At 60.7% G+C, this 11,841-nt stretch carries 13 protein-coding genes; all 13 read right to left on the bottom strand.

Annotated features, from left to right (window positions below; all coding sequences use genetic code 11):
- Positions 1–15 precede the first annotated feature (15 nt).
- The 13 genes from ACM6J5_RS21540 to ACM6J5_RS21480 all read right to left on the bottom strand — a co-directional run bounded on the left by ACM6J5_RS21540 (position 16) and on the right by ACM6J5_RS21480 (position 11,837).
- A complete protein-coding gene (locus ACM6J5_RS21540) occupies positions 16–1,095 on the bottom strand; it encodes a hypothetical protein (RefSeq protein WP_414929301.1) in 1,080 nt (359 codons plus the stop codon).
- A gap of 9 nt (positions 1,096–1,104) precedes the next feature.
- Positions 1,105–1,359, bottom strand: a complete 255-nt coding sequence (locus ACM6J5_RS21535; RefSeq protein ID WP_095944057.1) for a PAAR domain-containing protein — start codon at positions 1,357–1,359, stop codon at positions 1,105–1,107.
- Between the two features lie 381 nt (positions 1,360–1,740).
- Positions 1,741–2,157 (bottom strand): NUDIX hydrolase, encoded by a 417-nt coding sequence (locus ACM6J5_RS21530; protein ID WP_414929300.1) that lies wholly within the window; start codon positions 2,155–2,157, stop codon positions 1,741–1,743.
- Entirely contained in the window at positions 2,154–2,660 is a 507-nt protein-coding gene (locus ACM6J5_RS21525) for a hypothetical protein (protein ID WP_414929299.1), read from the bottom strand. Before ACM6J5_RS21525 ends, ACM6J5_RS21530 begins: the two co-directional genes overlap by 4 nt.
- A 353-nt stretch (positions 2,661–3,013) precedes the next feature.
- The gene (locus tag ACM6J5_RS21520) at positions 3,014–3,406 is read right to left on the bottom strand and encodes a DUF2802 domain-containing protein (protein WP_095944060.1); all 393 of its coding nucleotides are present in this window, start codon (positions 3,404–3,406) and stop codon (positions 3,014–3,016) included.
- Positions 3,407–3,892 (bottom strand): chemotaxis protein CheW, encoded by a 486-nt coding sequence (locus tag ACM6J5_RS21515; RefSeq protein WP_007980742.1) that lies wholly within the window; start codon positions 3,890–3,892, stop codon positions 3,407–3,409.
- Positions 3,893–3,968: 76 nt separating this feature from the next.
- Positions 3,969–4,874 (bottom strand): CheW domain-containing protein, encoded by a 906-nt coding sequence (locus tag ACM6J5_RS21510; protein ID WP_414929298.1) that lies wholly within the window; start codon positions 4,872–4,874, stop codon positions 3,969–3,971.
- 194 nt (positions 4,875–5,068) lie between these two features.
- On the bottom strand, positions 5,069–5,857 hold the full coding sequence (locus ACM6J5_RS21505) for a ParA family protein (protein WP_095944062.1): 789 nt from the start codon (positions 5,855–5,857) through the stop codon (positions 5,069–5,071).
- A gap of 43 nt (positions 5,858–5,900) precedes the next feature.
- Positions 5,901–6,791, bottom strand: a complete 891-nt coding sequence (gene motD / locus ACM6J5_RS21500) for a flagellar motor protein MotD (protein ID WP_095944063.1) — start codon at positions 6,789–6,791, stop codon at positions 5,901–5,903.
- A 16-nt stretch (positions 6,792–6,807) separates the two neighbouring features.
- Complete coding sequence (locus tag ACM6J5_RS21495; protein WP_057715870.1) at positions 6,808–7,548, bottom strand: flagellar motor protein; 741 nt, start codon at positions 7,546–7,548, stop codon at positions 6,808–6,810.
- Positions 7,548–8,678, bottom strand: coding sequence for a protein-glutamate methylesterase/protein-glutamine glutaminase (locus tag ACM6J5_RS21490; RefSeq protein WP_095944064.1), 1,131 nt, complete (start codon positions 8,676–8,678; stop codon positions 7,548–7,550). Before ACM6J5_RS21490 ends, ACM6J5_RS21495 begins: the two co-directional genes overlap by 1 nt.
- Positions 8,679–8,726: 48 nt before the next feature.
- Positions 8,727–10,994 (bottom strand): chemotaxis protein CheA, encoded by a 2,268-nt coding sequence (locus ACM6J5_RS21485; protein WP_414929297.1) that lies wholly within the window; start codon positions 10,992–10,994, stop codon positions 8,727–8,729.
- A gap of 54 nt (positions 10,995–11,048) precedes the next feature.
- On the bottom strand, positions 11,049–11,837 hold the full coding sequence (locus ACM6J5_RS21480; RefSeq protein WP_008052267.1) for a protein phosphatase CheZ: 789 nt from the start codon (positions 11,835–11,837) through the stop codon (positions 11,049–11,051).
- Positions 11,838–11,841 lie beyond the last annotated feature (4 nt).

Genomic DNA, 11,841 nt, shown 5'->3' with positions numbered 1-11,841 from the left:
CTAATCCATGAGGCTTCAGCCGATCAGCCAGCCCCGGGTCTGGTCGGACAATGTGCGATCCAATATCCACACGGCGCAGCCAGGTTCAGCGCTTGCAGTCAGCCAAGCGAGGCCGATTTGCACCCATTGCCCGGTCACAGACCCGAACCGGGCCCCCATTGTGTTGAGGCGAACCTGGCGCTCGAGGTCCAGGCCAGACAAGAATTTCCGGGCATATTCGCCGAGCTGAGTGAGGCGGTTGTCACCGAGTGCGCCCTCTCCGATCAGCACGCTGACTCGCACCGGATCGATGGCCGTGAGCTCGCACAGTTTTGCCATCAACCGTTCGAGGGTTTGCGTGTCGATACGCGCCTGTGCAGTGCGAGGCGGGTGATCCAGCTGGATCGGCGCAAACAGTTTCAGAGCGCTGTTGGTCCGCAGGTCCGCAAGCTTCGGCTGGCGATGCAGCAACACCGCGCTGACCGCTTCGCCGGCCATCTCATCAGGTGCGAGACACGGCACCTGCTCCTTGCAGACCCATGTGGCCAGACTTAGGCACAACAGGTACTGCGGCCCGGCACTGTGACCAAGGACCTCGGGCAACCACTGCGCGGGGGCTTGGGTCTGCAAGTCAAAACCACGTAGCGGCATCAGCTCACGAGGCCACAGGCTCACGACTCGATCAATCCAGTCCATCGCGCCGACAGCGTCTGGAACGAACAACACGACCTGGGTGTTCGACCAGTCGATTGATTCGCGGAATGCCGATGCCCATTTTTTCAGGGCACCCTGCAGGATTTCGCTGGAGCGACCAAGCGCCTCGACTGCTGGCCATCCTTCGATGGGAGTGGCGAGACGGCAAATGGGCCGACGCAGTCCGCTGGCATCCAGCAGGCGTGGGTCGTGAGAAAAGTCGGTACGCATTCCTGCCAGTTCGCTTACCGGTAACGGTGCGTCATAGGCGCCGCAGGGTAGCCAGACCCAGGCCCGCGCAATGCTGACGCAGTTGGAGGTGAAATCCCCCGCGGGAAATATCGCATCCGCCAGGCGTTGCGCCTCCTGCGCCGCCAACCGGCGTTCGGAGATCCGATCGTAGAGACTTGTTCGATATTCCATCTCTGTTCCTTAGAGAAGGCCAGTGTCCTTTTGCGTAGCTATCAGCCTTGCACCGCAGGAAGTCAGATCCCCGTCACGAGCAACCGCCCTGTCATCGACCAGCAGTGTTTCATCACCACTTTCGATCATGCATTCCCCATGCGGGCACAAGACTCGATCTCCGACTCTCGCAACCGCGAGACCGTTGATATCCGTCCAGGGCGATCCTTCACACACCCACCCTCCATCAGAGGTCGGGTCGTCGATTACGATGATGGGGCGCATGGTGAACTTCCGTGTTTGAACATGGGCAGGACATCAGTCCAAAAACGAGAGCAAATAAAGGAACTGCACGGTACTGACCGAAGCCGGCCGTCTCAAGTCGGCGCATTCCTCAAATCAAGTAGTCCGATTCCCAGGACCACGTAGGCCGTATCCCGAGTGCGAACCTGCCCGCGATCACGAAGCGCCTGTTCATGAAAGTGGATGCATTGAGGTTGCAGACGGGGGTGTGCGTGGATATTGGATCGCGGAGGAGGATGTCACTGAACGTGGGGGTGATGACCTGGCACCCATCTCCATTCGCCTTGGAGGTATTGCGTAGAGGGTCCCGGCTGAGCAGAACATTGCCGACAGCAGGCCAAGCGAGCCTGCGTCACAACATGTTCATGCATGTTCCGCCGCGGTAAAGCTTCTCCAGGTACCTGACTTGCCTTCAAAGGCGTCCAGCACACGAATGCGGGTATTGTTTTTCATAGGTCCGGGAAGATCACTCAAGGAAAAAAAACCCATCGCAGAGATCTCTTCACCAGGCAGCCACTGCTCACGGCCGGTAATGCAGCATGCGAAGGAAATGACCAGATCATCTTTGAATGGCGCCGAGTACAGGCCGATCAATTTTTCAACCGTGACGTGGTAACCGGTTTCCTCAAGCACTTCACGAACGACGGCCGCCTCCGGTGACTCCCCATTTTCAAGGCGTCCGCCGGGAGTCGTCCAGCCGTAGGGCGGGTAGTTACGCTGCACACACAAGATCTCGTGCTGCTCGTTAAAGATCGCTGCGAATACTCCAATGGTGGTCATCCGTCATTCCTCGCCTGCGTGGCGCCTTCAAACCTGAAAAACCGCAAAAGCCTGAGACTGCGACCGACAATCAAACCGTTGATAAGGCCAGCCCCCAGTGCCGCCCCTGCGACCGCCGACATTTCATTGGCCAGCTCCGGGTACATGGCCGCCTGGTAACCGCCGTAGTAGCGCCAGGCAAAAAAGCCCCAATACACAATCAGCACCTTGATCGTGCCAGGCAGTACCAGATGGTTCCCTTCGCGCTGCACATTGCTGTAGGAGAAAAAACGCAGTGCCACCCACCACCCCGCCAGTAATCCCAACGAATAGGCTGAAAGCTGGATTGCAATTTCCTGGGAGGGATTGAGCGATGCGAGGGACAAAGCCACGAATATCACAGGTGATATCTGCAATGACCTTTTCGATACGTGGCTTCTGAAACAGGCGCTGACGCCGTAGTAACTCAGAATAAAAAACACCGCATAAACCCACAGCGGTGTACCGCGCAAGATATCGAGCATAGGCCTTCCTGGCACTGTGTATGTTTGGGCAGGTCAAACTACTGATCGCTGGTTGCGATCACAAGACGGTGGAATCTGAGAGTGCTATAGGCAGGAGACTACGAAAGCGTAATCCCGGTCTGAGGATAGAGAGGAATGCGTCGGATCGCGGGGAAGATTGCTGCGCATTCGAGGACGCCTTCGCGAGCAGGCTCGCTCCCACATTTGGTCTTCTGTGAACACTTGTTCTGTGTCCGACATAGAACCATTGTAGGAGCGAGCCTGCTCGCGATGGAGGTATGAGCGCCGCGTTTCTCCAGGAGGCCCGCGTCATCGTTAACGTCCATCGCGAGCAGGCTCGCTCCTACAGGCTGTCAGTTCTTGTGCAACTTGCTCATCAACTCCGCCTCCGCCTGGGTCAGGCCGCAGGACTGGGTCAGTTCGTTGACGCTGGCGCCCATCCCGACCAGTCGCGCCGCCTGGGCGAATGACAGACTTGAGGGGTCCCGTTGTTCCAGCTGAGCGAGCTTGTCCGGCAGGGGCGCGACGATCGCCCGCAGTTCATGCAGGTCTTCGCCCATGCGCACATTGCCGTTCTGGTAGTCGTCGACGTGCCTGGCCAGGTCCTTGATGCGCTGATCGCGCAGCGCATCACCCTTGGCCTGTTGCGCGGCGATCTGCTTTTGAGCGCGTATGTACGCCAGGAACATTGCCAGCGTACCTGCCCAGAACAGGAACAGGACAATGACCGCCACCTCGAGAATCAATCAGATACTCTCCAGTTCCGACCATTCTTCTTCGCTCATCATCTTGTCGAGCTCGACCAGGATGAGCAATTCGTTGTTCTTGTTGCACACGCCTTGAATGAACTTGGCGGACTCTTCGTTACCCACGTTCGGCGCGGTTTCGATTTCCGACTGACGCAGGTAAACCACTTCGGCCACGCTGTCGACCATGATCCCGACCACCTGCTTGTCGGCTTCGATGATGACGATACGGGTGTTGTCGCTGATCTCGGCATTCATCAGGCCGAAGCGCTGGCGGGTGTCGATCACGGTGACGACGTTGCCGCGCAGGTTGATGATGCCCAGCACGTAGCTCGGGGCACCCGGGACCGGGGCGATTTCGGTGTAGCGCAGGACTTCCTGGACGCGCATCACGTTGATGCCGTAGGTCTCGTTGTCCAGCTTGAAGGTGACCCATTGCAGGATCGGATCTTCGGAACCCTTTGCCGCCGTTGCCTTGTCATTCATACCCTGACCCCTCAAGAAACCGCCCTGGCGGTGTGTGTTCCGTGCAACGTCATCAGAGTGACGTCGCCTGTTTTGTTTATTTGACTGATGTCGGTTTGTGGCCCGGCTTGCTGCCGGACATGTGCCGGGCTCCGCCGCTGGCGATCAACTCGGCCAACGAGGCGACATCGAGCAAGGCGCACATGTGTTCAATCACCGTACCGGCGAGCCATGGCCGCTGACCTCGGTGACTTCTCCATTTGATTTCGTTCGGGTCCAGGCGCAACGAACGGCTGACTTGATGCACCGCCAGCCCCCACTCGTAGCCTTGCACCGAAATCACATATTGCAGGCCCTGCTTGAAATCGTCGCGATAACGGTCGGGCATGACCCAACGCGCGGTATCGAGCACCTTCAGGTTGCCGGCCTGGCTCGGCAGAATGCCCAGGAACCACTCCGGCTGACCGAACAACGGCGTCAACTCGTGACCGGCCAGGGAATAAATCGACCCCAGGCATACCAGCGGCACCGCCAGGGTCAAGCCGGCGACATCGAACAGCAGGCATTCGAAGGGTTCGGCAGCCCAGGACGGACGACCATCGGTTTCCACCGGTGGCGGCGTATTGCTTGGCGGCAGGTGCACTTCGACGACGGGCGGAACCCGTGCCTGAGGTTCCTCGATCACCGGAGCGTTCAGGGTTTGCAACAGCGGCGCAAGGGTCGATACCGGTGCCAGAACGGGCTCCGGCGCTTCGACCACAGCAACCGGCGCCTTGGCCGCCGGAGCTACTGGCGCGACCACAGGCGCGGTTTTCTGTGCATCCCGGGCCTGCTCTTCGAGCACCGCTGCCTGAAATTCGTCCAGCACGGCTTCGGCCGCGATCTCCTCGGCCACTGCCTCTACTGGCGGTGTCAGCTCCTCAGTCACGTCCTGCAGCAGGCTGTCCAGATACGACTGCAAGGCCAGTTGCGGACGCGAGGTGGTCTTCAATGGGCGGTTCATGCGCGCAGACCTGTAGGAGCGAGCCTGCTCGCGATAAACCTGAGCGCGCCACGGGGTGTCAGGTTTCCCGCGTCAGCGTTGACGACCATCGCGAGCAGGCTCGCTCCTACAGGGATCGGGATCATGTCAGGTTTCCCGCGTCAGCGTTGACGACCATCGCGAGCAGGCTCGCTCCTACAGGGTTCGGGGTCATGTCAGGCCACCTGCGGCACGAGTTGTGCCGCCAACAGATGCTTGAGCAACGCGCGGTAAGCGAGAACGCCACGGCTCTTGCCGTCGAACTGCGAAGGCGTCAGACCGGCGCGGCTGGCATCGCGCAGGCGGGTGTCCACCGGGATATAGCCTTGCCAGATTTCCTCGGGGAATTTGTCGCGCAGCACGCGCAAGGTTCCAAGGGACGCCTGGGTGCGTCGGTCAAACAGGGTCGGCACGATGGTGAAGGGCAACGCCTGTTTGCGCGAGCGGTTGATCATCGCCAGGGTGTTGACCATGCGCTCCAGGCCTTTGACCGCCAGGTGTTCGGTCTGCACCGGGATCACCAGTTGCTGGCTTGCCGCCAAGGCATTGACCATCAGCACGCCGAGCAAGGGCGGGCTGTCGATCACGGCGTAATCGAAGTCCTGCCACAGTTGCGCCAGGCTCTTGGCAATCACCAGGCCCAAACCGCTCTGCCCCGGCGACTGGCGCTCAAGGGTGGCCAGTGCGGTGCTGGAGGGCAACAGGGAAATGCGTTCGTCGCTGGTCGACAGCAGCAATTGACCTGGCAGGCCTTGGGGCACGTTGCCCTTGTTCAGGAACAGGTCGTAGTTGCTGTGTTCCAGGGTGTCTGGATCGTAGCCGAAGTAGCTGGTCATCGAGCCGTGGGGGTCGAGATCGACCACGACCACGCGCTTGCCCGCCTCCGCCAGTAAACCGGCTAAAGCGATGGAGGAAGTGGTTTTACCGACACCACCCTTTTGATTGGCGACTGCCCAGACTCTCATTCGGATTGTTCCTCCCGGCCGAACGGATCGACCGAGAAATAGCTCAACGTGTTAATGCCGGTGACGGAGAATTGACGGCGCTCTCTCGTACCGGCGACTTGACCGGGGTCGGTGCAGTTTGTGTGCCAGCACGCTTCAATGCGGCATCCGGTTGCGCATGGGCGGTTCCGGTGCCGGTCAGACTGCGGCGAACATCGAGGTTGCGCGACACCACCAGCACCACGCGACGGTTGCGGGCGCGGCCTTCGGCGGTGGCGTTGTTGGCCACCGGCTGAAACTCGCCGTAGCCCACCGAAGCCAGGCGACCGGGGTTCACCCCCTGCATCGCCAGCATGCGCACGATGCTGGCCGAGCGGGCCGAGGACAGCTCCCAGTTGGTCGGGTACTGCGCGGTGCGGATCGGCTGATCGTCGGTGAAACCTTCGACATGGATCGGGTTGTCGAACGGCTTCAGGATCGCCGCGACCTTGTCGATGATGTTGAACGCGATGTCGCTGGGCATGGCGTCGCCACTGCCGAACAACAGGCTGGAATTGAGTTCGATCTCAACCCACAACTCGTTGCCGCGCACGGTCATCTGGTTGGAGCTGATCAAGTCACCGAACGCCGCACTGATGTCGTCGGCGATGCTTTTGAGCGGATCGCTGGCGCCGGAGACACCGGCATCGACCTGATCACTGTCATGGACCAGCGGCTTGGCCGGGGTCACGGTCTTCGGCCGCTCGTCACCGATGGGGATTGGCTTGAGCGAACGATCGGAATCGGTAAAGACCCCGATCAGCGCCTCGGAAATGACCTTGTACTTGCCTTCGTTGATCGACGAGATGGAGTACATCACCACGAAAAAGGCGAACAGCAAGGTGATGAAGTCGGCGTAGGAAACCAGCCAACGTTCATGGTTTACATGTTCTTCCTGATGTCGACGACGAGCCATAGTCCATTACCCCCCATCAATCCATGAAGCCCTGAAGCTTCAACTCAATGGAGCGTGGGTTTTCACCTTCGGCGATCGACAGGAGCCCTTCAAGTAGCATTTCGCGATAACGCGACTGGCGCAACGCAATGGATTTGAGTTTGGCGGCGATCGGCAGCAGCACCAGGTTGGCACTGGCCACGCCGTAGATGGTGGCGACGAACGCCACGGCAATACCGCTGCCCAGTTGCGATGGATCAGCGAGGTTGCCCATGACATGAATCAGGCCCATGACCGCACCGATGATGCCGATGGTCGGCGCGTAACCGCCCATGCTTTCGAAGACCTTGGCCGCTTCGATGTCGCGGCTTTCCTGGGTGTAGAAATCCACTTCCAGAATGCTGCGGATCGCTTCCGGCTCGGCGCCGTCAACCAGCAGTTGCAGACCTTTGCGCGCGTAGTTGTCGGGCTCGGCGTCGGCGATGCCTTCAAGGCCCAGCAGGCCTTCCTTGCGGGCGGTCAGGCTCCAGTTCACCACGCGGTCGATGCCACCGGCCAGGTCGACACGGGGCGGGAACAGGATCCAGGCGAGGATCTGCATGGCGCGCTTGAAGGCACTCATCGGCGATTGCAGCAGCGCGGCGCCAATGGTGCCGCCGAGTACGATCAGTGCTGCCGGGCCGTTGGCCAGGGCGCCGAGATGACCGCCTTCAAGGTAGTTGCCGCCGATGATCGCGACAAAGGCCATGATGATGCCAATCAGGCTGAGAACATCCATCAGATACAGGCCTCGACCAAGTGCTTGCCAATGTCGTCGAGGCTGTACACCGCGTCGGCGAGTTCGGCTTTGACGATGGCCATCGGCATGCCGTAGATCACGCAACTGGCTTCGTCCTGTGCCCAGATCGAACTGCCACCCTGCTTGAGCAGGCGCGCGCCTTCGCGGCCGTCGGCGCCCATGCCGGTCAGGACCACCGCCAGAACTTTGTCACCGTAGGTCTTGGCCGCCGAACCGAAGGTGATGTCCACGCACGGTTTGTAGTTGAGACGTTCGTCACCCGGGAGGATTTTCACCGCGCCGCGACCGTCGATCATCATCTGCTTGCCACCCGGCGCCAGCAGCGCCAGGCCCGGACGCAGGATGTCGCCATCCTCGGCTTCCTTGACGCTGATGCGGCAGAGCTTGTCCAGGCGCTCGGCAAAGGCCTTTGTGAAGGCGGCCGGCATGTGCTGGACCAGCACGATCGGGGCCGGGAAGTTGGCCGGCAATTGGGTCAAGACCCGCTGCAGGGCGACCGGGCCACCGGTGGACGTACCGATGGCCACCAGTTTGTAGGCTTTGCGTTTCGGCGCGGGCGACGACGCGCAGGCCCCATGTGTACGCACAGGAATCGGTGCCGGTGCCGGACGCACGGGCGCGCTGCTGCCGTAACTTCCGATACTGGAAGGCGCAGGTGTTGGAGCTGGTGCGGCCACAGGGGCCGGAGCGCTGTAAGTGCTGACGCGACGATTGCTGCGCGAAATGCTCAGGATCTTTTCGCACAGCAGTTGCTTGACCTTCTCGGGGTTGCGCGAGATGTCTTCGAAGTTCTTCGGCAGGAAGTCCACCGCGCCGGCATCCAGCGCATCGAGGGTGACCCGGGCGCCTTCGTGGGTCAGCGAGGAGAACATCAGGACCGGGGTCGGGCAGCGTTGCATGATGTGCCGCACGGCAGTGATGCCGTCCATCATCGGCATCTCGTAGTCCATGGTGATCACGTCGGGCTTGAGGGCCAGCGCCTGATCGATCGCCTCTTTGCCATTGGTCGCCGTGCCGACGACCTGGATATTGGAATCCGCTGAAAGAATTTCCGAAACGCGGCGGCGGAAAAACCCCGAATCGTCCACCACCAGGACTTTGACTGCCATAAACACTCCATTAGATGGAGCGAGGCCAGGCGCCCCGCTCCACCAGAATCAAATACGCCGTGTGGCGTAACGCTTGAGCATGCTCGGAACATCGAGAATCAGCGCGATGCGGCCGTCACCGGTGATGGTGGCGCCGGACATGCCCGGAGTTCCCTGGAGCATTTTGCCCAATGGCTTGATGACCACTTCTTCCTGGCCCACCAGTTGATCGACGACAAAGCCGATCCGCTGGGTGCCCACCGAAAGGATCACCACATGGCCCTCGCGCTGCTCTTCGTGAGCGGCGGAGCTGACCAGCCAGCGTTTGAGATAGAACAATGGCAGCGCCTTGTCCCGCACGATCACCACTTCCTGGCCGTCCACGACGTTGGTGGTCGACAGGTCGAGGTGGAAGATCTCGTTGACGTTCACCAGCGGGAACGCGAACGCCTGGTTGCCGAGCATGACCATCAGCGTCGGCATGATCGCCAGGGTCAGCGGCACCTTGATGACGATCTTCGAACCCTGGCCCTTGGCCGAGTAGATGTTGATCGAACCGTTGAGCTGGGAAATCTTGGTTTTCACCACGTCCATGCCCACGCCGCGACCCGATACGTCGGAGATCTCGGTCTTGGTCGAGAAACCCGGGGCGAAGATCAGGTTGTAGCATTCGGTGTCGCTCAGACGATCGGCGGCATCCTTGTCCATCACGCCGCGTTTAACCGCGATGGAACGCAGGACGTTCGGGTCCATGCCTTTGCCGTCGTCGGAGATCGACAGCAGGATGTGGTCGCCCTCCTGCTCGGCCGCCAGGATCACTTTGCCACCCCGGGCCTTGCCCGAAGCTTCGCGTTCTTCCGGCGATTCGATGCCATGGTCGACCGCGTTGCGCACCAAGTGGACCAGCGGGTCGGCCAGAGCCTCGACGAGGTTCTTGTCGAGGTCGGTTTCTTCGCCGACCAGTTCCAGGTTGATCTCTTTCTTGAGCTGGCGGGCCAGGTCGCGAACCAGGCGCGGGAAGCGCCCGAAGACTTTCTTGATCGGCTGCATCCGGGTCTTCATGACCGCGGTCTGCAGGTCGGCGGTGACCACGTCGAGGTTCGACACGGCCTTGGACATGGCTTCGTCGCCGCTGTTGAGGCCCAGGCGGACCAGGCGGTTACGCACCAGCACCAACTCGCCGACCATGTTCATGATCTCGTCGAGACGCGCGGTATCGACGCGCACGGTGGTCTCGGCTTCACTCGCCGGCTTTTCCGCCGGTGGCACGGCCGGGGCACGGGCAGCAGCCGGTGCAGCAGCGGCCACAGGGGCCCGTGTTTCGGCTATTGGCTCGGGAGCCTTGGCCACGGGTTTCGGCGCGGCTGCCTTGGCGGCAGGTGCCGCAACCGAGGCGTTGGCGCCGGTTGCCGTTCCAGCCGTTGCGCCCACTTCAGTGAACTTGCCTTTGCCGTGCAACTCGTCGAGCAGCGCTTCGAACTCGTGATCGGAAATCAGATCGCTGCCGGCCGCCACCGCGCTGGGTGCCGCGGGCGCGGGCACAGAAGCAATGGCCGACTCCAGCGCCTCGACAGCAAAGTTACCCTTGCCGTGCAGTTGGTCGAGCAGTGCTTCGAATTCGTCGTCAGTAATATCGGAACTGTCGCCGGCCGCTTTCGGCGCTTCTGGCACAGCGGTCGCCGGGACCACCGCGTCAACGGCGAACTGGCCTTTACCGTGCAGCTGATCGAGCAACGACTCGAACTCGGCATCGGTGATTTCATCGCTGCCGGCGGCATTGCCGGCAGGCGCTGGAGCAGCCTTCGGGGCCTCGGCCTGGGCCTTGACGGCATTCAGCGAGTCCAGCAGTTGTTCGAATTCATTGTCGGTGATATCGCCCGACTCGGCTTCAGCCACAGGCGCTTCGACCACGGCGGCGACAGGCGCGGCAGCCACCTCGTCAGCCGATTGCGGCTCGGCCAGACGGGCCAGCGCCGCGAGCAGTTGCGGTGTCGCGGCCGTGATCGGGCCGCGTTCGCGGACTTCGCTGAACATGCCGTTCACCGCGTCCAGCGCTTCGAGAACCACGTCCATCAGTTCCGAGTCGACGCGACGTTCACCCTTGCGCAGGATGTCGAACACGTTCTCGGCGATGTGGCAGCACTCCACCAGTTCGTTGAGCTGGAGGAAGCCGGCGCCCCCTTTTACAGTGTGAAAACCGCGAAAAATTGCATTGAGCAGATCCGCATCATCCGGACGGCTTTCCAGCTCGACCAGTTGCTCGGACAGTTGCTCTAGAATCTCGCCGGCCTCAACCAGGAAATCCTGAAGGATCTCTTCATCGGCGCCGAAGCTCATTAAGGGGGTGCTCCTACAGGTCTAAAAACCCAAAAAACCTAAAATTCTAAAACTCTAAAATCCCAGGCTGGATAACAAATCGTCCACATCGTCCTGGCCGGACACAACGTCTTCTCTTTTATCGGCATGAATCTGCGGACCTTCACCCTGAGAGAGATGTTTTTGTGGATCTTTTTCAGCAAGCATCGCTTCACGGTCATGTTCGATGCCCGCAAAGCGGTCCACCTGACTGGCCATCAGCACGAGCTTGAGCAGGTTGCTTTCAACTTCGGTGACCAACTGGGTCACACGCTTGATCACCTGGCCTGTGAGGTCCTGGTAATCCTGGGCGAGCAGGATGTCGTTGAGGTTGCCCGACACCGCGCGATTGTCCGTGCCGCTGCGCGTCAGGAACCCGTCGACCCGCCGGGCCAGTTCACGAAACTCTTCGGCGCCGACTTCGCGACGCATGAAGCGCCCCCAGTCCGCGCTCAACACCTTGGCTTCATCGGCCAGGCCATTGACCAGCGGCGTGGCACTTTCCACCAGATCCATGGTGCGATTGGCCGCGGCCTCGGTCAGCTTGACCACGTACCCCAGGCGCTCGGTGGCGTCGGTGATCTGCGACACTTCTTCGGCTTGCGGCATGTGCGGGTCAATCTGGAAATTGACGATCGCGCTATGCAGTTCGCGGGTGAGCTTGCCCACTTCCTGATACAGGCCACGGTCACGGGTCTGGTTGAGCTCATGGATCAATTGCACCGCGTCGCCGAACTTGCCTTTTTCAAGGCTCTCGACCAATTCGACGGCGTGTTTTTTCAGGGTCGATTCAAAGTCGCCCAATGAAGTTTCGTTATTGCCCATAGCT

This window comes from Pseudomonas sp. IT-P74 (assembly GCF_949768175.1).
Lineage (GTDB): Bacteria > Pseudomonadota > Gammaproteobacteria > Pseudomonadales > Pseudomonadaceae > Aquipseudomonas.
The sequence above is the reverse complement of the archived record's forward strand: the minus strand, read 5'-3'. Positions and strand labels throughout refer to the sequence as shown.